Source organism: Actinomadura fulvescens (assembly GCF_039533225.1).
Taxonomy (GTDB): Bacteria; Actinomycetota; Actinomycetes; order Streptosporangiales; family Streptosporangiaceae; genus Spirillospora; species Spirillospora fulvescens.
Genome location: NZ_BAAATD010000021.1, coordinates 34,288 through 57,241 on the forward strand (window position 1 = coordinate 34,288; position 22,954 = coordinate 57,241).

Below are 22,954 nucleotides of genomic sequence, written 5' to 3' on the forward strand. Positions count from 1 at the left end.
CGAAGGGGACCTAAGCGCATGCTCCTGAGTTCTGAAGACAACCGGTACCTGCGCAGCGGCCGTCGCACCAAGGTCGCCGGGAGCGCGGCCATGCTCGGTCTCGGCGCCGCCGCGGCCCTGCACGTCGTCTGGGTCTTTTCCCCCTGGCCGTTCGACAACGTCGCCGACTTCACCCGAACGATCGCCGGCGTGCCCGAAACCGAAGCCCCCAGCGCAGCCGCCACGGCCAGCGTGGCCACGGCGCTCGGCGCGGCCACCTACCTCGTCGCCGCTCAGGCGGGCCTGGCGCCGCGCCTGCTGTCCACCCGGCTGGGGCGCCTTGCCACCGCCACCGTGGCGGGCGTCCTCCTGACCCGCGGCGGCGCGGGCCTGGTCTCCTCGGGATTCGCGGGAGAGTCCACCACGTTCACGCGCATGGACCTGGCTCTGTACTCCCCGCTCTGCCTGAGCCTGGGCGCCCTCGCCGCCTACGTTGCCAAGAACAAGGAGCCCAGGCCATAACCGTCCGCCTGCGTTGGTGGGCGCGGTCGTCCGGTGAGGGTTCGCTGAACGATCCCCTTTTGGCTACATATTGTGCTCGGGTGAACGCATACTGTTGATGGCCTTGCAGGAGCAGTGCCAGTCCACAGGAGGATCACATGGCGAGCACCGATCTGATGATTCGCAAGATCGACGTCTGCTTCGGGCACCTCGACGTCGACGGGAACGGCACGGTCGAACGTGATGACCTGCTTGGCCTCGGGTCGCGGCTGGTCGCCCAGTTCGGCGAATCGCCGACCTCGCCGAAGGCGACCGCGATGGCCGCGGGGATGGCCCGGTTCTGGGAGGAGCTGAGCAGGGCGGCCGATGCTGACGGGAACGGGCACATCACCCCGGAGGAGTACCGAACGGGCATGCTCGGCGCGTTCGTCGAGGACGCTTCCGGCTTCGATCGGGCCTTCCTGCCGATGGCCCAGGCAGTGTGCGCGCTGATGGACACCGACGGCGACGGAACGGTCAGCCGGCAGGAGTTCAAGGAGTTCCATCGGGTGATGCGCACCTCCGTCGAGAACACGGACCTGGCGTTCGACAAGCTCGATACCGACGGCAGCGGCGAGCTCAGCGTCCCCGAGTTGCTGGACGCGATGCGCGACTACTACACCAACCCCGACGAAGACGGCGATGCCCTGGGGAACTGGCTGTTCGGCAAGGTGTGAACGTGCGGCACAGCTATCCCGTGCTCATCGGCGGCGCCGAGGAGCAGGGGGCCGGCTGGGTGCACTGGGTGCGCGTCGGTGACGCGCTTGAGGCCCCGTACGACATGGCCGTGCTCAAGGCCGCCCTGGACACCGGTGAGGCCGGGCCCGGGGCGGCGGCGCACCCGGCCGTGGTCGGCAGGGTCGCGCTGGGCACCGCCGACCAGCGGCACCGGGCGATCGCCGCGGCCCGGGCCGCGCAACCGGGGTGGGCGGCCACCCCGGCCACCGAACGGCTCGGCTTCGTGACCGCCGTCCATCGGGCCCTTCAGGCACGGCAGGCCGAATTGCTGGAACTGCTCGTTGCCGAAGGGCACCCCGTGCGGGTCGCGCGCTTTGAGATCGCGACGATGCTGGCGGCGGTGCATCCACGCACCACCGCCGATGCGGCCGCGCAGCTGTGCCGCCGCACGACGGTCAACGGCCGCCGTGTCGAGCTGGTCCGCAAACCCGATGGCGTGGTCGGCCTGGTGCCCGCCCGCAACGCCGCCGCGGCGACCCTGGTGTTCTCCGCGGTGATGACCTTGGCCGCCGGCAACGCCGTCGTGGTCGACCTGCCGCCCAGCGGCCCGCTGAGCGCGGCGTTCATCTGCCACGAACTGCTCGCTCCGCTGCTGGGCGGCCACGGCGGCGTCCTCAGCGCCGTGTGTTCCCCGGTCCGCGAAACGATGCCGGAATGGCTGGCCAGCCCGTACATCGACGACATCTACTACTTCGGCCCCACCAGCCGCGGCCTGGACCTGGCAGCGGACTGTATCCGGCGTGGCAAGAAGCCGATCCTGGAGCTGTCGGCGAACGACACCATCGTCATCTGGCGGGACGCGCCCCTGGAACCAGCGGTCCAGGCGTTGCTGGAGGCCTTCTACGCTTCGGGACAGATCTGCCTGACGCCCAACCGGGCGGTGCTGCATCCACAGATCGCCGACCAGGTCATCGAACGGCTGCGACACGAGATCGACCGGCTCCCCATAGGACGTCCGGAACGCGACGACGTCATCCTCAGTCCGGTGGTGCGCCGCGGGGAGTTCACCGACGTGGTCACCGAAGCACTCAAGGCAGGGGCCACCCTGGTGACCGGCGGCCAGTTCGTCGACGTCCGGGGCGAGCCCCGCGCACGCGGCCCGTTCATCCGGCCCGCCCTGCTCCGAGTCGACGGGCTGGGCAGCGCCCGGTCGCTGCGGGCAGCACGCGACGAAACGTTCTTCCCGCTCCTGACCACCGTGGTCGCCGGCAGCGGCCGTATCGACGACGTGATCACCTTCCTCAACGAGAACCGGCACGGCCTCCGGAACTCACTGTGGGCGACCGACCCCGCCGTCATCGCCACGTTCGTGACCCAAGTCCGCAACGCCGGCACGTTGAAGATCAACGACAGCCACATCGGCCCGGTCCCCACGCTGCCCGTCGACGGCGGCACCGGACAGACCAGCGCAGCCCTCGGCGAGGCCAGCCTGCCGATGCTGCGCACCAGCCACCTCCAGGGCATCAGCACAACACTCGGCGTCCCAGACACCACAGTGTTCGACCATTCCGCCGCCGTCACCGAAGACCCCGTGACGGACAACAGACAGCCCATAGTCACCGCATGACAAGCCGTTAAAGCGCTCCTCAGATGGCCGCCCACGGTGGCCACCAAGCCCAGCGCCACCTGGCGTGACCCCAGAGCCAGGACGAAACTGCCGCTGAGGGGCATGCGATCACTGATCCCTGCCATCCACGAACGAGGCGACACTGCCCGCTTCCAGGCCTGGCCCGGTGGCTTCGACCGAGGACGTCCATCTCGCGGTCGGGGGAGCCCTTGGAGGGCTTCGCGGGTGAAGGAGCCGGGACACCGGCGCCGGTGGTGAGGAGCGTCCGATCCTCTACACGGCCTTGAAGGGCGACGCGGCCTCTCGCCCCTCAGCCTTGATCTTCGCGATGAGCCCGACGTCCTGGCTCGCTTGCGAGGACTTCACGCTGACCTCTACTCCGGAGGACGCGTCCTACGATTCACTGATCGGTGCGCCGAGCTGGTGCGAACGTGGCTCATCACGGGTGGCCACCTCAAGGTGCCAGGCCACCGTCAGCAAGTCGCGGGTCCGGAAGTAAGCCGCTCGATCGTCAGCCCACAGTGCGGGCTGCAAACGGGCCGTGAGCTGATCGGTGCAGTGGCTCAGAAGTTGACGCTGGGCGGGTGTCAGGTGGCCGTTGGCATCAAGGCACATCTGCACGCATTCACGCAGGTCCTGTGAGGGCCCGTCGTCGGTGATGAGCGCGGCGAGTCGTCGCTGGTGCCAGAAGCGCACGGCGTGCAGCGCTGCCTCCCGGCGCGCGCCGTACCAGAGCGTCGGGGTGTACGGGTTGGCGTCGCCGGGGTGGGGGCTGCGCTCGCCTCGCTGCTTGGCCTGCCGTCGGGTGACCGCGTAGGCCCGCAGCTCGGCATGCCAGGCGGAGCGGCTGGCCTCCAGGACGGCCAAGGCTCGCAGCAGGGCGGCTTCGTCGGCGTGGAACGGCCCGGCCTTGGCTTGCAGGAAACTCAGCGTCGCGTGGAAACCGATCGGCCGGTAGAGCTGCACACAGGAACGAAGCGCCGATACGCGTCGCCGGTACGGCAAGGCGGGATCGCGCACCTTGCGGGCGAAGTTGCCGAAGCTCATCCGGCTTTGAGCTCGGCGTACACCGCCGGCACGTTGAAGAACGTTCTGCGTACGGAATCGGCGGGGTCGTAGATGCCGCCTCCCAGCTGAGGGGGTTCGCTCATCGCGATATCCCATCACGGCCCGCAGACAAGGCTCTGCAGCGGAGAAGGATCGTCACAATCGCACGACTCGACTCGGCAGCCCGGCGATGTGGCCCGGTCTTCGCCGCGGCAGGAGGCTCTTACGGTGTTCTTACGGGGGTTCGCGCGATCTGTCGCCGGTGGCGCCGGTCCTTGACGATCAAGGCATCGTCCGCCAACGAGAAAAGGACAGACCCCTGATGACCCGATCCCTCATCGACCGGCGTTGGGCGGCGCCGCTCTCGGCCGCCGCGCTCCTCCTCACCCTTGCCTCTCCGGCGGAGGCAGGGGTGACCGACTGGCAACGAACGCCGACTCCGGCGCTTGATCGAAGCTACGACCTCAGGGACACCGTCGCCGTTGCCCAGAACGACGTCATCGCCGTCGGTAACAGATACTCGGGGCACCCGCCCGTGGTGTTGCGGTGGAACGGGCAGAGCTGGCAGACCGACACCCGTGTCCCGGCCGAGCAGTCCACGCTCATCAGCGTCACCGCCCGCGGCCCCAACAACGTCTGGGCAGTGGGCAGTACCTGGGACGCGGACGCCGCGGCCGAACGGCCCACCACGCTGAAGTGGGACGGGACCCGTTGGCGCAGGTTCAACGGGATCGTGAACGACCCCGCGGAGAGCATGGCGTTCAAGGGGGCCGCCGTCGTGTCGGCCTCGACCCTCTGGGCCGTGGGTGACGAGGTCGGCGCGGGGTACACCCGCCGGCCGACCGCGCAGCGCCGGGACGGGCAGCGGTGGCAGCGGTTCGTGCTGCCCTTCCAAGGGACATCGGGCACGGTGTCGTCGATCTCGGCGCGTTCGGCGACCGATATCTGGGCGGTCGGCGAGGAGCGGGAGAGCGTGTTCGCCCCGCGTGCCGTCGCCTGGCACTGGAACGGCTCCGTGTGGTCACGCATGCTGATCGGGGATGGCACCGAATTCCAGCCACGCGACGTGGTGGCGGTGTCCAGCACCGAGGTCTGGGCGGTAGGCCTCCAGCCCGACCCCGCCCAGAAGCCCGCCGTCGCTCGCTGGAACGGCACCGGATGGCAGATGGTCGGCGCACCGCCCGCCCCCGCCGGCGCCTCGCTGGCCACCTTGGACGCGGTCGAGACCGACGGCCGAGGAGGTGTCTGGGCCGCTGGAATGTCCTACTCGTCCTCGACACAGGGCTTCTTCGCCCAGTACACCAACGGAGCCTGGACCACGGCCGTCAATCCCAACGGTCTCACCGGCCTGGTCGAAGGCCTGAGCCGTGTCCCGGGATCCACCACCGTATGGGCGGCCGGCCGGGAGTCGGATGCCAGCGGTGGTTGCGGCCTCTGTCAGGGCCTGGCCGGAGTACACCGGTAACGCTCCCCTGACCGACAATCGCGGGCGGCCATGGACTCGCAGCCGCTCCGCCTTCCGTCTCCGCCCGGCCGCGCCGGGCGGAGACGTGGCGGCACGGAGTGGCCGCGCATCGCCAAGACTGTCGCGGTCAGGGAAAGTTCCAAGCCGCATGGGTCGCTGTCGCTGCGCGGAGACATCTCCTACGTCGACCTGAACGTCGTCGCCCGGGCGCACAAGACCAGGGGCGGGATCACATGGGCGTGACGCAGGCCGCGGAGGGCTGGCAGATCGACGTGTACGACGTGAACAACGACGGCCAGACGTTCATCGCCGTCGACCACGAGAGCGGCGGCACGGTCGGCGCGTTCTTCCACGAGAGCGGCGCTTGGTGGCGGGTGCGGATGCCGTCGGGCACCGTCCGCGGCATGTGGGTCCAGCCCGGCACGTTCGAGCCGTGGCGCGACCTCGTTCACCGCATGCTCGGCAGCGACCGGAGGGAAACATGAACGAACACCCTTTGGGCCGCGCCCACATCGCTAGAAAGTGCGTGGACAACGTTGCGACGACCGCTAGAGGGAGGCGGGGCTCGGTCACTGTTGCGGGAGGTCGTGGTAGCGGCGGCCCGCGTAGACCAGTGGTGCTCCTTCGGTGGACGGTAGGTGGGTGTGCGTCACGGTGGCGATGAGCAGTACGTGATCGGCGACGGGTGTCTGCTCGGTCACCAGGCAGTCCAGGGCTGCGAGAACGCCCTGCAGTACCGGCGCGCCGCCGGGGGAGGGGTGCCAGTCGAGCCCGGCGAACTCCTCGTCGCCCGGCTGGCGGCGCTTGGTGAAACGGTCGGCGAGGGGCTGTTGGCCGGCGGCCAGGATGTTCACCGTGAACCGGCCCGTCCGCTCCAGGATGCCGCGGGTGCGGCCGTTCCGGGCGAGGACGATCAGCAGGGTGGGCGGGTCCAGTGACACCGAGAGCAGGGCGTTGACCGTCATCCCGTGGGGCCCGTCGGGGCCTCGCATGGTGATCACGGCGACGCCGGACGCCCAGCGGCGCATGACGTCCCGGAACTCGTCGGCGCTCACCACGCGGGCTCCAGCGGCGGGGCGGCCGACAGCGCCGGGAAGTGGGGCACGACCTCCGCGCCGAGTTGCGCCACCACTTCGGCCGCCGGGCGCCGTCCGTGCTGGACTCCGAGGGCGGCATGGTTGACGCCCTCGTCCTGCCAGCGGTTCAGGAGTTCGAGAAGCCCCTGCGTGCCGGTGCGCAGCACGAAACCTCCGCGCAGCGGCGTGGGCGGGTGCGCCGGGTCCTCGGTGAGGTCGATCCACTCGTTGGTGACGACCGGGCGGAACTCCTGCCCGGGCACCAGGCCACGCCACCTGGAGATCTTTTGGCCGAGAGCGCGGGGCCCTTCCGCGGTCGCGGTGGCACCCGGGTAGATGAGCCAGCCGTCGGCGTTCTCGGCGATCCACTCGGGCGACTGCTGCGACGACCCGGTGACCAGCAACGGGACGCGCCCATGCGTCGGTTTGGGAAGGAGGTCCACGCCTCCTCCCGGCTTCGGCTCCAGTAGCCCTCGGAACGCGTCGACCGTCTCCCGGTACCGCGCGCCACGCGTTTCGAAGTCGACGCCGTAGGCGGGGAACTCCACCGGACGATCGCCCGAGGCGATGCCGAGCACCAGTCGTCCGCCGCTGAGATGGTCCACGGAGGCCGCCTGCTTGGCCAGGTCGATGGGGTGGCGCAGCGTGAAGATGACGCTACCGGCGGCGAGCGAGATCCGCGAGGTGCGCGCCGCGAGCCAGGTCAGCGCCGACCAGGGGTCGTACACCTGGCCCACGTCGCCGAAGCCGGGATCTGCGAGGGGGACGTCCCGCACCCAGGCTCCCGCGAAGCCGAGCCGCTCGGCCTCTTCCACCAGAGCGCTCTGACCGTGCATAGCGGCCATGTCGCCCGAGTACGGCCACAGCGGCAGGAACAGCCCCACCGTCAGCCTTCCGGGGGCGAACATGTGCCCGTACCCAGGGTGCCCCGCCCATGTCTTCGCCATCTGTGCATCCATTCTGGTTGGAACGTTCGATCCAGAGCCTAGCAACATTAGAACGAACGTTCCAACCAGTAGAATGGGGGCGTGAGAGCCGAACGCTCGCCCGCCGAGAGCGATACCCGTGACCGCATCGTCCAGGCCGCCGCGGCACTGCTGCAGCGCCAGGGGTACGAGGGCGCTTCGGTCAAGCCCATCGCCCAGGCGGCCGGAGCATCGGTGAGCTCGGTCTACCACTTCTTCCCCGGCGGCAAGCAGGAGCTCGCCATCGAGGCGATGCGGTACGGCGCGGAGGAGTTCAGCCGGGTACTCGCGCGAGGCCTGTCGTCCAGTCCCGACGCCGCCAAGGCCGTTGCCGCCTGCGCCCTTCTTCAGGCCGACACGCTCAGGGAATCCGACTGGACCGACGGCTGCCCCGTCGCCGTCACCGCGCTGGAGACCGTCGGCCGCGTGCCCGGCATCCAGCAGGCCGCCATCGAGGCCCTGGCCCATTGGCAGGGCATGGTCGCGGCCAAGCTGGAGACCTGCGGCATGCCCTCGCCCACGGCCCGGGCCCTGGCGGGGACGGTCATCGCGATCCTGGAAGGCGCGGAGTTGCTGAGCCGCGTCACGGGTGACGACACTCCCCTCAACGACGCCGCCGTTCACCTCGCGCAGCTCGTCCAGTCCTCACTCAACTGAGGGACCCCTCCGCCTCACGGCCGGAGAGTCCGCCGTCCTGTGCTGCTGCGCTCCAACGCCAAGCACTCCGGACGGTGCTCTGTTTCAGCCTGGGCGACACGGCACAGAGCGGCCATCTGGTCGGCGCTTCCGCGCGAGCCCTCGCCGGAGTCAAGGGGCCCAAGATCGCCTGGACCAGGCGGTCTTTCGCTGGTCGATGCTGCCACCGTTGTACGTATTTACCCCGATGCCCTTTGTAGTGCTGCGTGTGCATGATGTGACGGCTTTTCGTTGCTCGGCTCCCAGGAGGCATCGATGCGCTTGTTCTCCCCTCTGGCTGCGGTCGTCGCGGTGGTGGTCGGCCTGTCGGTGAATGTCGCCGTAGCCGCCCCGGCCGCTTCCCAGCCGAACGAAACTCAAGGGGCCGCACAAACCCAGGGCGGCACGGGTGGCCTCACCGTGGTCGCGCCTCGCCGGACCGACCGTGGCAGTGTGCTGCTGCGCGGGAGGACGTTCGCCAAGAGTGCGATCCGGATCGGGGGTGGTGTGCTGCCGGTCACCTTGTCCGCCGACCGGAAGGGCCGGTACGCCGCCGAGGTGTTGTTGCGGCCGAACGCGCGTAACAAGCTCAAGGTGACCGCCTATCACGGCCGCCGGGCCATCTCCAGAAAAGTCACGGTGCAGCAGCGACTGAAAAGCCCCAAGGGGAGAGTGTCGGGAGAGGTCTTCGATATCAGCACGCGGAAGGCGATCGCCGGCGCCACCGTGCGGTACGGCTCCCGTACCGCGAAGACCGACCAGCGCGGCCGCTACACGCTCACCGGTCTCCCCGAGGGCGGCGTCGCCGTTTCCGCGCGTTCGGCGGGCCGGCTCAGCGGAGCCGACATCGCCCGGATCAGGCGCGGTCAAGGCAAGATCGGCCGCATTCTGATGCAGCCGCTGACCAAACCGGTGCGCGTCGGCCCGCAGGGCGGGGCGTTCTCCGGGAACGGCTGGAAGGTGCGGATACCAGCGGGTGCCGTCCGCCAGACGACCGATCTGAACCTGACACGATTGCTGATCACTGGTTCGAAGGACGCCTTCGGGCTGCCCTTGTTCGACCTGTCACCCAACGGGCTGCGTTTCGCCCGACCGATCACGGTGACCGTCGACCCGGGGCTCGTCGGGCTCCAGGCGGCCCATGCACGCCTCGTGGGCCTCGACCCCGACAGCCTCGCCGTCATCCCGTTGAAGTCGCGCGTGGTGGGCAAGCAACTGCAGTTTCAGCTGACCGCATTGCGCGGGCTGGAGGTCCGTTTCGAACCACCACCGGACTGGACCAACATGTGGGGTGGCCCGAGCAAATTCTGCGAGCCATTTGCAAACAATGCCGACGCCGCCAAGGCCCATGAGTATTTGCGCGACATCATGCTACCGGCCTTGTGGGCCGGGATCGGTGAGACCTCGGCTTACTTGTGGGGCAAGTACCTCACCTCCGGAGTGCCGACGCCGGCGCGGGAAGATATCACCAACCCCGACGCGCTCGTAAGATTCGACACAGACCGAGCAACAGTCCAAGCACGTGGGGACGCCCTTGCTCTGGTGGGGTTTCGAGTGGCCAGCGGAACTCAGAGACCGCAACTCTCGCCCCCCGACAACCCAACTACGAAGCAGCTTTCCGACTTCAGGATGGGCGACGGCACGCCAATCGGCCAAAACGTGAACATCCGCTATGGCGAGGATTCCTTCACCCTTCCTGTCAATATCGCCGGCGGGGTAGGCGAAACCGATCTTCCCGGCCAGGGGACCTTCCTCGACCGCCGAGACCTCACGGGCGAAATCAAGTTCATTCCCCACGTCAGTGCGAAGGGCGCGTTGACGCGGGTTGACATGAAGGCATATTTGAAACTGGCACTGGAAGACAGTGTCGATTTCTGCCCTGGCGACATGGGATCCAATTTCGTCAAGAACTTCACGATACCGCTGAGCCGGTTGGAGAAGACGCCTCACCCCGGTGGTGGTACGTGGGCAAAGCCCGTCATGTACAAGCTCAAAACAGACAAACCTGAAGCGATCCTCCGCGACGTCTCCGAGGCGTACAACAACGATGTCGACAAGGACGGTGTCCCGGACGAGCAGCCATGGAGAGGCGCGGATTACAAGATCGATAACTGCAAGACGATCCCCAACCCCGGTCAGGCCGACCGTAATGGCAACGGGGTGGGGGACGCGTGTGAGCCCTGCGCTCCGCAGACGCTCCAAGCCGCCCCCGACAAATGCGAACGACCCCCGGGCGGTATACCCGGCAACCCCGGCGGTGGAGGTTCCGATGGCGGCACCCGGCCCGATCCGGGTCCTTCCACACCTGGGACCGGCGGTTCCTATGGTGACCCGCACTTCATCACCTTCGACGGCGGTGCGGTCGACTTCCAAGGCGCCGGCGACTATGTGCTGGCCGAGTCGGCCTCTGGTGACTTCGCCGTACAGGGCCGGTACGTGCGTCTCCCAGGACGGTCGTCGACGATATCGGTCAACCGCGGGGTGGCGGCCAAGGTCGGCAGGTCGGTGATCACGTTCGGTGATGACACCACGTCCGAGCCGCTCGATCCTCAGGTGGCGGCGCTGGACGGCAAGCGGATCGCGCTCAAACCGGGGATGCGCATGACCCTGCCCGGCGGGGCGGTGCTGACCTTCAGCGCTGTTCGCGGCGCGGTGGTGCGGTGGGCGGACGGCACCGAGCTGGCCGCCGGACGGTGGATCGCCGACAACGCGTTCATCACGCTGTCGCAGAGCCGCTGGGGCAGGGTGCGCGGGCTGCTGGGCAACGCCGATCGGAATCCGTCCAACGACCTGACCGCCCGCAACGGCACCCGGGTCACCGATCCCCTCAACCTCCAGCAGCTGTACGGCTCGTTCGGGGCCGGCTGGCAGGCCACCGGGAAGGCGTCGTTCTTCCGCACCGCGATCCCTCGGGACGGCGCGCTGCCCGTCCGTCCGCCCAAGGTGGCCTCGGTGGCCGACCTGCCCGCGGCGGCGCGGGCCGACGCTGAGCGGATCTGCCGGGAACTGGGCGTGGCGCCGGGCGCCGCGTTGCAGCAGTGCATCCTGGACGTGGCGCTCACCGGGGACCGCGGTCACGCCGGCAGCGCCGGGGTCGTGGCCGACCGGCTGCGCCTGTCGGTCGATCTGGCGGCCCTGACCGGCCGGGTGGAGGACACCACCGCCCTCCCCTTGGGCCAGAACGTCCAGGGAAGGCTCGGCAAGGCGCACGCGACCGACGTGTTCCAGGTGGACCTGACAGCCGGGCAGACCCTCAAGGTCACCACGCCAGGCCCGTGCCCCGGATCGGGCACGTTCTCGATCACTCTGGTCGCGCCATCGGGACGGGCGATCGACCGGACCCGCGGCGCCGGCTGCGGCACCCTCGGCGTCAGCGGCCTGCGCGAGACCGGCCGCTACCAGCTGCGCGTCCACGACACCGGCGGCCACACCGGGGCGTACACGTTGCGCGCCGACACCCAGCAGGCCCAGACCAGCTGCCAGGGCGACAAGGTGGCCCCGAGCGACGACGAGCTGTCGCCCAAGGTCGACCTGCCCTTCGCGGTCAACTTCAAGGGCCGGCGGTTCTCCTCGCTCTGGGTGAACAACAACGGCAACGTCACCTTCGATGACGCGATGTCGGACTACACGCCCAAACCCTTCGACCAGACCCGTTCACCGATCATCGCCCCCTGGTGGGCCGATGTGGACACCCGGCCCACCGGGTCGCAGCCGGTCCGTTATGGCAACGGGACGGTCGAGGGCCGCCGCGCGTTCTGTGTCGACTACGACCGGGTCGGCTACTACAACCAGAACACAGACAAGCTCAACTCGTTCCAGCTCTACATCGTCGACCGCGCGGACGTCGCGCCCGGCGCCTTCGACATCGTGTTCCAGTACAAGGCGCTCAAGTGGGAGACCGGTGACGCCAGCGGCGGCGGCAACGGACTGGGCGGCACCTCCGCCGGCGTCGGCTACTCCAACGGCACCGGCGACCCGGGCACCTTCCACGAGGTGAACGGCTCCCGCCGCCCCGGCTCGTTCCTCGACACCTCACCCAACGGCCTGAGCCGCACCTCCACCAACAGCAACCAACCAGGACTGCACATCTTCCCGATCCGGAACTAGACGCGTGAACTCAAGGGATCGCCGGCGGAAATGAGGCGAGGGGGTGTCCAGGTCATCTCGTGGAAACCAAACCTGAACACCCGCCGCCACCAGCCGATCCAGCGCACCGGCGGCGCCGCGCGCCTCATCCAACCGGGTCAGAAGCGCGTGACCACGACGGCGGCGGCCAAGAGGCCTCCGGCGCACGTTAGCTACGACTGCGGATCATGGAGAAACTCATCGGCCGTCGCCGGTCCCTCCCGGCAACCAGCAGCCCATCCCAGTTGCGTAGACCGGAATCGGGCAGACGCGGGCCCGTCTGGGCCCTCCTGTGAGGATGGCTGCGGCCACCGCGATCATCTGATGCCGCATCCCGTCGCGTTCGCGTGGCCATTCCTGCCGCGGAAGCCGTATGCAGGTCGTGCAACTAGCGGTGCGGGCGGCTGCGGGGGTTAGTTGGTGGAGGGGGTGTCGGCTGGGCTGGGTCGGTAGCTGAGGCGGACCACGCCGGAGGGGAAGGTGGTGGTGTTGACGAGTTGCAGCCGGACGGGGCCGATGTCGTCGAAGATCCGTGGTCCGGTGGCCCACAGGTAGGGACTGAGGTTGAACCAGAACTCGTCGACGAGGTCGTGGGCGATGAGGTTTCGAGCCAGTTCGCCGGCGCCGGGAACGATCAGGTTGCCGTCGTGTTCGTCCTTGAGGCGGCTCACGCTGGTGGCGAGGTCGCCGTCGAGCAGGGTGGCGTTCCATTCCAGTGGTCCGGTCAGTGACCGGGACGCGACGTACTTGGGCATGCCGTTCATCCGGGCCGCGTACGCCTCGAAGCCGGGGACGTTCGCGAGTTGGGGCCAAGCGGCGGACAAACCCTCGAAGGTCCTGCGTCCGAGCACCATGGCGTCGGCCGCCTGCCACATCTCCAGTCCGGCCTGCATGCTGTCGGGATCGGTGACCAGCCATCCCTGTGGCTCGGGCGCCGGTGCCTGGAAAGCGCCGTTGACGGTGATGGCGACATTGATGATCAGTCGTCCCACGAGAAGCTCCTTGTGTCAGGTGTCGTGCCGGGGTTGTGGGCGTCGGCGGCCAGGACCGCCGCGAGCTTGTCGAGGCTCTGGCCGAAGCCGATCTCGATGCCGGCGATGAAGTCGGCGGACTGGACGGTGCTGTCGGTGAGCCGCCAGTGGGCGTCCAGGCGCGTGCCGGTGTCGGTGGGCCGCAGGTCGAAGGTGATGTGGGCGGTGAAGGCCAGGCCGCCGTCGGGAAGCAGCGGAGACAGTCGATAGGCCAGGCGCTCCACCGGGCGCAGCTCCTCGACGGCTCCTTCCGCGCGGCCGACGACCAGGTCCGAGCCGTCGGTGTCCTCGACGTCGTGGTACGCCAGCACGATCCGCCCGCCAGGTCGCGGCTGGAAGACGAGCTCGGAGACGCGCAACCCCTCGGGCGCCCACCAGCGGGTCAGCAACGGCTCTTCGGTCAGGTGCCGCCAGACCAGCTCGGTGCGAGCCGTCAGCGACCGCACGAAGCTGAACGTACGGCCGTCGGCCCACCTGTGCGTCTGCGCGGCGCGCCGCTCGACGTCGAGATCGGTCCCGTAGCGGTCGAACGTCTCGTAGGGGCCACCGGCCCGCTCCGCGATGTCGGCGAGCTGGTTCAGCGCGACCGCCAGGTCTCGCAGCGGGCCGGGCCGCAGCGCGTAGATGCGGCGCTGACCCGACCGCTGGGAGGTGACGACACCCGCGCGTTCAAGGGTCTGCAAGTGCTTGGTCGTCTGGGGCTGGCGCGCCCCGGCCAGTTGCGCCAGGACGCCGACCGAACGGGGACGCTCGGCCAACAGGCTCAGGAGCCGCCAGCGGGCCGGGTCGGCCAATGCGGCCAGGAGTGGTGCGTCCATGAGCGGAAGCATTCCACACAGAGAATATTCGTGTCAACGAATATCTTCACCTAGGATCGGCCGACAACCCGGCGCAGCCGGCCCAGGCCGCACCTCGGGTTCGCGCCCCAGGTGGGGGGGTGAGGTCAGGTGCCGGGGAGGCCGAATCCAGGCGGCACGTCCATTTCCCTTCCTGCGGTGCTGCCGCCGTTGACCGGGACGACGGCGCCGGTCATGTAGCTGAAGGCGGGATCGGCCAGGGCGACGACGGCGTTGGCGATCTCCTCCGGCTCGGCGATACGGAGCAGGCCGTCGATGTTGAGGGGGGCGTAGGCCCGCTTGAACCGCTCCCAGTCGGCATCCGACATTCCCGGGATGCGAATGAACGGGGTGTCGGTGGTGCCCGGCATGATCGAATTGACCCGGATGCCCTTGGAGCCGTACGCCAGCGCGGCGGGCCGGACGATGCCGTCGACCGCGCGCTTGCTGGAGCTGTAGGCCGACGAGGTGGAACGGACGACCTCGGCGGTGGACGACGAGGTGCAGATGATCAGGCCGTGCCCGGCCTTGAGCATGTGCGGGATCTCGTACTTGATGGACAGGAACACCCCTCGGGTGTTGGTGTGGTGCACGTCGTCCCACTCCGCGACGGAGAGCTCGTGCGGCACCTTGCCGGCGCCGATGCCGGCGTTGTTGAAGGCGATGTCCAGGGCCCCGTACGTGGACACCACCCGGTCCACGAACGACTTCACCTGTTCGGGTACCCGGACGTCGGCCTTGATGTAGGTGGCCTTGCCTCCCGCGCGGCGGATCTCGCGTTCCACCTCCGCCCCGAGCTTCTCCCTGCGTCCGCAGAACGCGACCTTCGCCCCCTCGGCGGCGAACAGTTTGGCGGTGGCCCGGCCGATGCCCGAGGTCGCCCCGGTGATGAGGACGACCTTGCCCTCGAACCGCCGCCGCGGCTTGGCCTGCGCCGGTCCGGCGGCGGCGACGGTGGCGGCGGCCGTGGCGGCCGTCCCTGCCATGCCCGCCACCATCGCGCGTCGTGACATGGCGCTTCGTGTCTTTTCCATGGCTTCATCTCACCGGCACGCGCACGCCGGCGCCTCGGCCGAGGGTCCCGTTCGCGGGCGGCCAGTCGGCCAGAGCTGGATCATCCACGAGGAGGAGGATGGGCGGCCACCGGCTCCCTACGATCGTGGAGTGTTCGCCAACTGGCTGGAGACCCTGCTCGCACGCCGGTACGGCCGGGTAAGGCTGGCCTTGACCGGGACGCTGCTCGCTGGGGATCTCGCGCTGGTGCACCGCCCCGGCGACGCCGTCGCGTGGGCTTTGGTCCTGGCTGTGTGCTGCCTGTACGTCCTGGCGGCCCGGTGGCCGCTGGGCGGAGTGTGCGCTTTGGCGGTTGCGCTCGGGGTGGCCGAGCTGGCAGCGCCGGGCGTGCTGATGCCGGTGAAGGTGATCGTGGGCATCGCGTTGTTCGAGCTCGGCGTACGGCGGCCAGGAGTGCAGTTGGCCCTTGGCGGTGCGCTCTTCATGCTGGGTGCCGCTGTCGGCTGGCTCATCGAGCCGGTCGACGCCACGTCGCTGTATCGGGTGTCGGTGTTCCTGGCGGTGCCGCTGCTTGCGGGAGCGTACGTACGGTCAGCGCGTACGGTCGCCGCACAGTCGCGGGTGCGGGCGGCCGAGCAGGAACGCACCGCGATCGCGCGGGAACTGCATGACCTGGTCGCCCATCACGTGTCGTCGATGGTGCTGCGCATCGGCGTCGCCCGGCACGTTCTGCCTACCGACACCGATCCGCGCGTCAGCGAGATCTTGAACGACCTGCACAGCACCAGCAAAGCCGCCATGGACGACCTGAGCCACCTCGTCACCGTCCTGCGCGAACCGGCAGCCGCCGTCACGGCACCACTGCCTGCCGCGCTGGAGGATGTTCTCTGCCACGGACGGGGCATCGGCCTGACGATAGACGCGTCCATCACTCCCGACCTGCAGCGGCTGGACACAGTACGCGGCGTTGCCGTCCTCCGCTTCGTCCAAGAGGGTCTTGCCAACGTGGCGAGGCACGCGGGACCGACGGCCGCGGTCAAGCTGACGATCGAAGCCGTTGACCGCCTGCTCCATCTGCAACTCACCGACGACGGCGGCAAGGCGGACGGCCCCAGCCTGGACGCGGCGCAAGGAGCCGGTATGGGCCTTGACGGCATGCGGGAGCGCTTGGAGATTCTGGGCGGGCGCCTAGGGGCAGGCCCGGAGGGTTCTGGATGGCGCTTGACCGCCAGTCTGCCGCTGCCGGAGCCATCGCCGTGATCCGGATCGTCCTCGCCGACGACCAGCATCTCGTCCGCACCGGCCTGCGCATGCTGTGCGACTCGGATACGGGGATGACGGTGGTGGGCGAGGCGTCCACCGGTGAACAGGCGGTGCGGCTGACCGCGGAACTGCTCCCCGACGTCGTCCTCATGGACCTGCGCATGCCGGTCATGGACGGCACGGAGGCGACCTCGCGCATCACCGCCGACCACCCGGCCACCCGCATCCTGGCCCTCACCACGTTCGGCGACGACGACCATCTCTACCCGGCGCTCGCCGCCGGGGTCCACGGCTTCCTCCTCAAGGCGGCCGAGCCCGCCGAGCTCCTGGACGCCATCCGCCGCGTCCACTCCGGCCAGACCCCGTTCAGCCAGCCGGTCCTCACCCGGCTGGTCACCCACGCCGTCCGGGCGCACCACCCGGTGCCGGTCACGCTCAGCGCCCGCGAACGCCAGGTCCTGGCGCTCCTGGCCGAAGGGCTGTCCAACCAGCAGATCGCCGACCGGCTCGATCTCGGCCTGACCACGATCAAGGTTCACGTCGCCGCCTTGCTCGCCAAGACCGGCGCCCCCAACCGCACCGGCCTCGCCGTTCTGGCCACCCGCCTGGGTTGATCACAGCCCTCGCCGCAACCTCGAAGATGCTGATGGACATGCTCGGGCCGGTCGTGGAGGAACGTATGAGAGGGCACCGCCAGGATTAGCCGGTCCTGGAGATGAAGTCGTTGACCGTGGCGGCCAGCTCGGACGCCTTGTCGTCCTGGAGGAAGTGGCCGGCGTCTTTGATCACGGTGTGCGGCTGCCCGGCGGCGCCGGGGATGCGGTCGATCAGCGCCGGCGCGCCACCGGCGATCCCGGGGTCGTGGTCGCTGAAGGCGCACAGGAATGGGGTCGGCAAGGTCTCCAGCACGCGCCAGGCTCGGCGGTTCGGCTCGGCGGCAGGGTCGTCCGGTGTGCTCGGCACCAGCATCGGGAAGTGCCGGGCGCCGCTCTTGTACGACTCGTCGGGGAACGGGGCGTCGTAGGCCGCCCTGGCCCCCGGGGACAGTCCGGAGACGGTCTGGGAGGCGATGATCGCCCCGACCTCGAACCGTTCGACCGTCTGGCTGTACTCCCGCCAGCGGCGGAAGGCCTCGCCGAGGTCCTGGTCACCGGTGGCGAGGAAGGTGTTGGACGCCACCACCCGGCGGAACCGCCGGGGATGCTCCGCGAGCAGTCGCAGCCCGAGCAGGCCGCCCCAGTCGTGGCACGCCATCGTCACGTCGCGTAGGCCGAGGCGGCCAAAGACGGCTTCGCGTAGCCAGTCGAGATGACGCTGATAGGTGTAGTCGGACCGCGCCGCTGGCTTGTCCGAACGCCCGAAGCCGATGAGGTCGGGAGCCACACAGCGGTGACCCGCGGCCACGAGTCGCGGAATCACCTGCCGCCACGAATAGCTCCAGGCGGGCTCGCCGTGCAACAGCAGAACGGTCTCGCCCGACCACCGGCCAGATCTGGGCCGTACGTCCAGGTAGTGCAGCCGCAACCGCGAGCCGGCACCATCTCCCGCTCGAACGCTCAGATAGCGCGGCCGGAAGCCGTAGTCCTCCAAGTCGCTGAAGCGCCGCTCGGGGGTGCGCAAGACTCGCATCCGTCCCGGGGAGCTGGCGCCGGCCGTCCCGGTCGATACGACGAGACCGCCTGCCATGGTGAGTCCGGCGCCGAGAATGCGGCGGCGAGTCAGCTGGGACGAATTCATAGACGCCAGGTCCTTTCGTTGGCCAACAGGCGTCAGCGTAGGTACCGGCATAGGGACGGGTCGTCCGCCCGGAGTTGACGATGGTCCTACAACCAGGGATGTATAAGCCTGCGGTCGCGTACTGCGGCCAGAGCTTCATGGGCTAGGCGTCGACGTCGTCGGCCTGCAAGGGCATGGTTGGTCTGGTCAGGGTTGCGGATGTGTAGGCGGCTCGGGTGGCGGCACGGCTCAGCTTGCCGCTTGTGGTGCGCGGGAGCGTTCCGTGTTCGATGAGCACGAAGTCGTGGAGGGCCACCTGGTGGTGACGGTGCAGGGCCGCGCGGACCGCCTGGGCGACCTCGGACGGGTTCAGGCGCGCGATCGGGATGCGCCGGTTGCGTTCGGCGACCACGACGAGGGCCTCACCCGTGTCGCCGTCCTGCACGGCGAACGCGGCGACGTAGCCGTCTCGGACGGCAGGGTGCGCGGCGGCGACCGTGTGTTCGAGGTCCTGGGGATAGTGGTTACGGCCGTCGACGATCACGAGGTCCTTGATGCGGCCGGTGACGTGGATCTCGCCGTCGTGGCGGAAGCCCAGGTCGCCGGTCCGCAGCCAGCGGCCGGTGGGCAGCCCGGGCGGCGCCTCGGCGAGGGTGGCGTGGAACGTCTCGGCCGATTCCGCGGGCCGGTTCCAGTAGCCGGGGGCGACGTTCGGGCCGTGGACCCAGAGCTCGCCGATGACGTCGTCGGGGAGCGGGCGCGCGGTGTCGGGGTCCACGACGGTGATGTCCTGACCGGTGGGCGCGCCGCACGACACCAGGACGGTTCCGGGCGAGTCGCAGGGTTCTGCCCGGCCATGGGTCAAGGCTTCCGGATCGAACGACCTCGCGGTGGGCAGGCGGTCGGGGGAGGAGGCCGTGACGTACACGGTCGCTTCGGCCAGGCCGTACCCCGGTGACAGGGCTTCGGGCCGCAGTCCGCATTCGGCGAACGCGTCGCGGAAGCCGTCGAGGGTGGACGCCCGGATCGGCTCCGCGCCGTTGAGCAGCATCCGTACGCCGGTCAGGTCGAGCCGTTGTTTCTCTTCGGCCGTGACGTTCGCGGTGAGGTATTCGTAGGCGAAGTTGGGTCCTGCCGAGTAGACGTCCCTGCCCTTGCTAAGCAGTTCCAGCCAGCGCAGCGGTCGCATGATGAACGCGACCGGGTCCATCAGCACGCACGGGTTGGCGTGGACGAGCGGCAGGGCCGCGGTGAAGACCAGGCCCATGTCATGGAAGAGCGGTAGCCAGCTGACGCCGCTGGACGACCGGGGCTTCGCCTGCCCGGCCGTGTGGAGCTGTTCGGCGTTGGCGGTGAGGTTGCCGTGCGTGATGATCACTCCGGTCGGTCTCCTGGTCGAGCCGGAGGTGTACTGCAGGTAGGCGACGTCGTCGGGGCCGGTGGGCTCCGCCGTCCAATCGAGACCGAGGCCAAGGTCGAGGCGGTCGGCCAGGAGGATCTCTTTGGGCTGGACGATGTCGTTGGTGGCGAGGAACGCCTCGACGACGGGCAGGGCCGCCGACGTCGTGATGACGGTGCGCGGTTCGGCGTCCTGGTGAACGGCCATCAGGCGTTCGGCATGCCCGGGCAAGTCGGGCGAGAACAGCGGGACGCCGACGACGCGTGCGTACAGGCAGCCGAAGAAGGCCACCAGGTAGTCCAAAGACTGCGGAGCCAAGATGGCCGCGCGTTCACCCGGCTCGGTGGCGCGGCGCAGCGCGGCCGCCATCGCCCGTGCGCGGATGTCCAGGCCGGCCCAAGTCAGGTCCGTGGCCTCGCCAGCCGGATCGGTCGCGTAGTCGACGAAGGTGTAGGCGAGCTCGTCGGGGTACCGGCCGGCCCAGACGCCGAGCCGTTCGATCAGCGGCTGCCCTCCGGTCATGCGGATGTTCCCTTCGCGTTGATCGCCATCATCATCAGCGGCCAGGCCCTGGTCATCTCGGGAATCCATTCGGGCCAGGCGTGCCAGCCGTCGCCGTAGATGTGCGCGGTGACGGGGATCTTCAGCTGCTTCAGCCGCGCGACGAACGAGCGGTTCATCCGGCCGATGAGGATCTCGCTGAGCTGGGTCAGCCGCCACTGGGCTCCCGGCGGGGTGTACGGCCCGTTCATCCCGGTGGTGCCGCTGGAGACGTACAGGCCGACGCCGCGCAGCTTCGGCGCCAGGTGGTACGGGTCGTGCGCGCGCCAGTTCGCGTCGTCCCGCCCGGGGAGGCCGAAGATGCGGAAGGCGTCGAGGCCGAAGCCGAGCAGGTTGACCGTGACCAGGAACACCTGCATCCCGTCCATGGTCAGATGGTTGGATCCGCTGAAGGACGCGGCGAAGCGGAACATCCCCGGATGGCGCGCGGCGTAGGCCATCGCGCCCTGACCACCGGACGAGGCGCCGACGACGGCCCGGCGGTCGCCCGCGCGGTAACGCTGGAGCACCCTCACCAGCTCCACGGTGTGGAACGTCTCCCAACGCGGGACGCCGCCCTTGCCGTCGTTCCACCAGTCGGTGTAACTGCCGTTGACCCCGCCGGACGGCATGACGACCATGACGTCCCAGCGCGCCGCGAGCCCTTCGATGTCGGTTTCACGCGTCCAGGAGGTGTAGTCGTCGCGCCCGCCCTGTAGCGCGAACACCACCGGCCACGTCCTGGTCGTGGAGCGCCGCCAGTTCTTGGGCAGCAGCAACCGGACGTGAACCGCCTGGCCGACGTTCGCCGAATGCCAGCTCAGATCGAGTACGCGGGAGCCGTGCCAGGTCTCGGTAACCAAGGGAGCGGCGGCCACTGGTGCTGCGGCCACCGAAGCGGCGGCCACCGGCGCTGAAGCCGCCGACGGTACGGCGGTGAGGACGGAAAGGAAGAGGGCGCAGGCCGCGACGAGGTGTCTCATCCGAGGTTCTTTCTGGCCAGGACCCGGTAGGCGTTGCTGTTCCTCCGGGCGATCGGGACGGTCAGCAGGTCGAGCAGGACCGCCGCTCCCATGAGCGGCGCGGCGAGGGCGATCGTGCCGAGGACGCCCGCGTACTCGCGTACGCCGGGAACGCGGGGCCACCAGGGGCGATCCACGTCCAGGCCGAGCCGGTTGACGACGGCCGCGGCGGACGCGACGAAGTCGGGCCCCTGGTCGGCTTCCCGCCGTTCCTCCGCGACGACCTCAAGTCCCCGCTGCTCCAGCGCGTTCCGCAGGTTGCCGAGCGGGATCATGTGCAGGTGTTGCGGAGCGAGCCACGGCACCCAGAAGCCGCGCAGCACCCCGCCGAACCACGACTCGGGGTCGGGCAGTTCGATCAGCAGGTGCCCGCCGGGCGGCAGCACCTTGGCGGCGGCGTCGAGTTCGGCGAGCGGATCGTTCGTGTGCTCCAGGTAGTGGTGCATGCTGATCACGTCGTAGCGTCCGGCCAGGTCGGGAGCGAGCACGAGGAACTCGCCCCGGTAGGCGTGATCGACCCAGCCGCGCCGCCCGCCCTCCTCGACCGCGGCCCCGAAGTCGAGGCCGTCGAACCGCGTCCCGGGGAGAACGGTGCGCGCCGCGCGGCAGAAGTGCCCCTTGCCGGTGCCGACGTCCAGCCACGAACGCGGTCGCCGCGTCGCTCGGCTCACCATGGCGGCACGGGCGAGGTACCAGGACGTGTTGGAGCTGAAGATCCGTTCGGCCAGGACGTCGCCGAGCCCGTCGTAGACGTCCTTGTAGTAGAACGCCAGCCCTTCGGCGGTGACGCGCGGGTTCTGGAACACATGCCCGCAGTCACCGCAACGCTCCAACGTGAAACGCCCTGGCTTGCCCTGGAGGATGTCCCGGGCGGTGACGTGCTTGCGCAACCGGCGCGAGCCGCACCACGGGCACTCCTCGGCGCGCGGCCCGACGAACCGGCCGACACCGCGTTCGATCTCGGCGCGATACCAGGTGCGGGCCTCCTCCCGGCGGGCCAGGAGGTCTCGTTCCCAGCGCGTCCTGGGGGCGGTGAGCGTCCGGACGAGCGATACCGGTACGTGGATCGGCCGCAGCAGGCACACGCGGCGCAGGTTGCCGGGCCGTACGGGCGTGCCCGCGAAGACCAGCCACGGTACGGCGCAGTACCAGACGGCTAGCAGCGCGCCCATGACCGGGGCCAGGGCCACGCTCCCGACGACCAGGAGATATCCCGCCGCCATGGCCAGCAGTGTCTGGGGGAGGGCCAGCGTCTGCGGGATCACCAGCGCGAGCGCCCGCATCCGGGCACGCCGGAACGCGATCTGATCATGGCCTTCGATCCGCGCGACGACGATGTCGGCCGAGCCCGTGTAGAGCCTGAGCCGGGCCGTGGCCGCGCCGAGTTCGTCCGGGTCGAGCCCGCTGACCTCGCCGATGCCCGCGGCGGAGACGGCGTCGCGGCGGGCGAGTACCGCGTGGCACGCGCCCCGTCCCATGCCGAACGTGTCCGCGCGATAGGACTCGACATCGGTATGGCGGACCAGATCGAGAACGTCGTCCACGGGCAGGTCTCGCGGCAAGAGATCAACGAGCCCCAGCCCGTTCTCCCGCGCATGGCGTTCGGCTGCCCGCGCCACATGCGGAGGCACGTGAACGTCCCGGGCGGTGAGCAGCACGTAATCCTGATCCGGGTCCATCGGCGCCACGTGTGCCGGTAGCGGGAGCAGTGCGCGCAATCGGGCCCGCAGCCGGAGCGCGTTGGCGGTCATGCAGACCGCGACGAGCACGACGAGGGCGACGGCCACCTCAGCGCTCCCCGCCACCGAGGCCCCGACTCCGACTCCGCCCGAGTTGTGACACGAAATGACTCTCTTCCGCTTCATTCGGCAGAAACCTGGAGAGAGTCTGTGTCATACAGTGCGCCACACATAGGGTCGCGCACTACAAGTTCGTCACCTCGGACACTCACAGAAG

Annotated in this window: 20 protein-coding genes; 10 read left to right on the top strand and 10 right to left on the bottom strand. The window is 69.4% G+C overall.

Going from position 1 to position 22,954, the window contains the following annotated elements; translation table 11 throughout:
• Window positions 1-18: 18 nt before the first annotated feature.
• The 3 genes from ABD333_RS44240 (at window position 19) to ABD333_RS44250 (ending at window position 2,824) form a co-directional block, all read left to right on the top strand.
• Window positions 19-501, top strand: a complete 483-nt coding sequence (locus ABD333_RS44240) for a DUF3995 domain-containing protein (protein ID WP_344548841.1) — start codon at window positions 19-21, stop codon at window positions 499-501.
• A 137-nt stretch (window positions 502-638) separates the two neighbouring features.
• Window positions 639-1,196, top strand: coding sequence for an EF-hand domain-containing protein (locus ABD333_RS44245; protein ID WP_344548842.1), 558 nt, complete (start codon window positions 639-641; stop codon window positions 1,194-1,196).
• A gap of 2 nt (window positions 1,197-1,198) precedes the next feature.
• Window positions 1,199-2,824, top strand: a complete 1,626-nt coding sequence (locus tag ABD333_RS44250) for an aldehyde dehydrogenase family protein (protein ID WP_344548844.1) — start codon at window positions 1,199-1,201, stop codon at window positions 2,822-2,824.
• Between the two features lie 393 nt (window positions 2,825-3,217).
• Here the strand turns inward: ABD333_RS44250 and ABD333_RS44255 are convergent, their stop codons facing one another.
• On the bottom strand, window positions 3,218-3,871 hold the full coding sequence (locus ABD333_RS44255; RefSeq protein ID WP_344548846.1) for a hypothetical protein: 654 nt from the start codon (window positions 3,869-3,871) through the stop codon (window positions 3,218-3,220).
• 322 nt (window positions 3,872-4,193) lie between these two features.
• Between ABD333_RS44255 and ABD333_RS44260 the strand changes: the two genes are divergently transcribed.
• Genes ABD333_RS44260 through ABD333_RS44270 form a run of 3 tightly spaced genes read left to right on the top strand, consistent with a single transcriptional unit; the run spans window position 4,194 to window position 5,821 of the window.
• Window positions 4,194-5,336: a hypothetical protein gene (locus tag ABD333_RS44260; RefSeq protein ID WP_344548849.1), complete on the top strand. Its 1,143-nt coding sequence runs from the start codon at window positions 4,194-4,196 to the stop codon at window positions 5,334-5,336.
• A gap of 30 nt (window positions 5,337-5,366) precedes the next feature.
• Entirely contained in the window at window positions 5,367-5,579 is a 213-nt protein-coding gene (locus tag ABD333_RS44265; RefSeq protein ID WP_344548850.1) for a hypothetical protein, read from the top strand.
• Window positions 5,570-5,821, top strand: coding sequence for a hypothetical protein (locus ABD333_RS44270; RefSeq protein ID WP_344548851.1), 252 nt, complete (start codon window positions 5,570-5,572; stop codon window positions 5,819-5,821). The genes ABD333_RS44265 and ABD333_RS44270 overlap by 10 nt, the downstream gene beginning before the upstream one ends.
• An 84-nt stretch (window positions 5,822-5,905) precedes the next feature.
• On the opposite strand, the gene ABD333_RS44275 is transcribed toward ABD333_RS44270, so the two are convergent.
• Complete coding sequence (locus ABD333_RS44275; RefSeq protein ID WP_344548853.1) at window positions 5,906-6,391, bottom strand: flavin reductase family protein; 486 nt, start codon at window positions 6,389-6,391, stop codon at window positions 5,906-5,908.
• Window positions 6,388-7,359 (bottom strand): LLM class oxidoreductase, encoded by a 972-nt coding sequence (locus ABD333_RS44280; protein ID WP_344548855.1) that lies wholly within the window; start codon window positions 7,357-7,359, stop codon window positions 6,388-6,390. Before ABD333_RS44280 ends, ABD333_RS44275 begins: the two co-directional genes overlap by 4 nt.
• Before the next feature lie 81 nt (window positions 7,360-7,440).
• On the opposite strand from ABD333_RS44280, the gene ABD333_RS44285 reads away from it, so the two are divergent.
• A complete protein-coding gene (locus tag ABD333_RS44285) occupies window positions 7,441-8,034 on the top strand; it encodes a TetR/AcrR family transcriptional regulator (RefSeq protein ID WP_344548857.1) in 594 nt (197 codons plus the stop codon).
• A 294-nt stretch (window positions 8,035-8,328) separates the two neighbouring features.
• Entirely contained in the window at window positions 8,329-12,159 is a 3,831-nt protein-coding gene (locus ABD333_RS44290) for a nidogen-like domain-containing protein (RefSeq protein WP_344548859.1), read from the top strand.
• A 431-nt stretch (window positions 12,160-12,590) separates the two neighbouring features.
• Here the strand turns inward: ABD333_RS44290 and ABD333_RS44295 are convergent, their stop codons facing one another.
• From ABD333_RS44295 to ABD333_RS44305, 3 genes are all read right to left on the bottom strand, one after another.
• Entirely contained in the window at window positions 12,591-13,169 is a 579-nt protein-coding gene (locus ABD333_RS44295) for a dihydrofolate reductase family protein (protein WP_344548861.1), read from the bottom strand.
• The gene (locus ABD333_RS44300) at window positions 13,157-14,026 is read right to left on the bottom strand and encodes a metalloregulator ArsR/SmtB family transcription factor (RefSeq protein WP_344548863.1); all 870 of its coding nucleotides are present in this window, start codon (window positions 14,024-14,026) and stop codon (window positions 13,157-13,159) included. Before ABD333_RS44300 ends, ABD333_RS44295 begins: the two co-directional genes overlap by 13 nt.
• Before the next feature lie 125 nt (window positions 14,027-14,151).
• Complete coding sequence (locus ABD333_RS44305; RefSeq protein WP_344548869.1) at window positions 14,152-15,030, bottom strand: SDR family NAD(P)-dependent oxidoreductase; 879 nt, start codon at window positions 15,028-15,030, stop codon at window positions 14,152-14,154.
• Here ABD333_RS44305 and ABD333_RS44310 point away from each other — a divergent pair.
• The gene (locus ABD333_RS44310; protein WP_344548871.1) at window positions 15,029-16,318 is read left to right on the top strand and encodes a sensor histidine kinase; all 1,290 of its coding nucleotides are present in this window, start codon (window positions 15,029-15,031) and stop codon (window positions 16,316-16,318) included. The two genes, ABD333_RS44305 and ABD333_RS44310, sit on opposite strands and share 2 nt — an antisense overlap.
• Window positions 16,315-16,935, top strand: coding sequence for a response regulator transcription factor (locus tag ABD333_RS44315; RefSeq protein WP_344548873.1), 621 nt, complete (start codon window positions 16,315-16,317; stop codon window positions 16,933-16,935). The genes ABD333_RS44310 and ABD333_RS44315 overlap by 4 nt, the downstream gene beginning before the upstream one ends.
• Before the next feature lie 85 nt (window positions 16,936-17,020).
• Here the strand turns inward: ABD333_RS44315 and ABD333_RS44320 are convergent, their stop codons facing one another.
• The 4 genes from ABD333_RS44320 to ABD333_RS44335 form a co-directional block, all read right to left on the bottom strand.
• Entirely contained in the window at window positions 17,021-17,950 is a 930-nt protein-coding gene (locus ABD333_RS44320; RefSeq protein WP_344548972.1) for a haloalkane dehalogenase, read from the bottom strand.
• Window positions 17,951-18,200: 250 nt separating this feature from the next.
• The gene (locus ABD333_RS44325) at window positions 18,201-19,958 is read right to left on the bottom strand and encodes a fatty acyl-AMP ligase (RefSeq protein ID WP_344548875.1); all 1,758 of its coding nucleotides are present in this window, start codon (window positions 19,956-19,958) and stop codon (window positions 18,201-18,203) included.
• Entirely contained in the window at window positions 19,955-20,959 is a 1,005-nt protein-coding gene (locus tag ABD333_RS44330) for an alpha/beta hydrolase (protein ID WP_344548877.1), read from the bottom strand. Before ABD333_RS44330 ends, ABD333_RS44325 begins: the two co-directional genes overlap by 4 nt.
• Window positions 20,956-22,785 (bottom strand): class I SAM-dependent methyltransferase, encoded by a 1,830-nt coding sequence (locus ABD333_RS44335; RefSeq protein WP_344548879.1) that lies wholly within the window; start codon window positions 22,783-22,785, stop codon window positions 20,956-20,958. Before ABD333_RS44335 ends, ABD333_RS44330 begins: the two co-directional genes overlap by 4 nt.
• Window positions 22,786-22,954 lie beyond the last annotated feature (169 nt).

Excerpts from the sequence above, each read along its gene's own strand:
- ABD333_RS44240 (WP_344548841.1), top strand. The coding sequence starts at position 19 with ATGCTCCTGAGTTCTGAAGACAACCGGTACCTGCGCAGCGGCCGTCGC.
- ABD333_RS44245 (WP_344548842.1), top strand. The coding sequence starts at position 639 with ATGGCGAGCACCGATCTGATGATTCGCAAGATCGACGTCTGCTTCGGG.
- ABD333_RS44255 (WP_344548846.1), bottom strand. The coding sequence starts at position 3,871 with ATGAGCTTCGGCAACTTCGCCCGCAAGGTGCGCGATCCCGCCTTGCCG.
- ABD333_RS44260 (WP_344548849.1), top strand. The coding sequence starts at position 4,194 with ATGACCCGATCCCTCATCGACCGGCGTTGGGCGGCGCCGCTCTCGGCC.
- ABD333_RS44265 (WP_344548850.1), top strand. The coding sequence starts at position 5,367 with ATGGACTCGCAGCCGCTCCGCCTTCCGTCTCCGCCCGGCCGCGCCGGG.
- ABD333_RS44270 (WP_344548851.1), top strand. The coding sequence starts at position 5,570 with ATGGGCGTGACGCAGGCCGCGGAGGGCTGGCAGATCGACGTGTACGAC.
- ABD333_RS44280 (WP_344548855.1), bottom strand. The coding sequence starts at position 7,359 with ATGGCGAAGACATGGGCGGGGCACCCTGGGTACGGGCACATGTTCGCC.
- ABD333_RS44290 (WP_344548859.1), top strand. The coding sequence starts at position 8,329 with ATGCGCTTGTTCTCCCCTCTGGCTGCGGTCGTCGCGGTGGTGGTCGGC.
- ABD333_RS44300 (WP_344548863.1), bottom strand. The coding sequence starts at position 14,026 with ATGGACGCACCACTCCTGGCCGCATTGGCCGACCCGGCCCGCTGGCGG.
- ABD333_RS44310 (WP_344548871.1), top strand. The coding sequence starts at position 15,029 with ATGCCCGCCACCATCGCGCGTCGTGACATGGCGCTTCGTGTCTTTTCC.
- ABD333_RS44305 (WP_344548869.1), bottom strand. The coding sequence starts at position 15,030 with ATGGCAGGGACGGCCGCCACGGCCGCCGCCACCGTCGCCGCCGCCGGA.
- ABD333_RS44320 (WP_344548972.1), bottom strand. The coding sequence starts at position 17,950 with ATGCGAGTCTTGCGCACCCCCGAGCGGCGCTTCAGCGACTTGGAGGAC.
- ABD333_RS44325 (WP_344548875.1), bottom strand. The coding sequence starts at position 19,958 with ATGACCGGAGGGCAGCCGCTGATCGAACGGCTCGGCGTCTGGGCCGGC.
- ABD333_RS44330 (WP_344548877.1), bottom strand. The coding sequence starts at position 20,959 with ATGAGACACCTCGTCGCGGCCTGCGCCCTCTTCCTTTCCGTCCTCACC.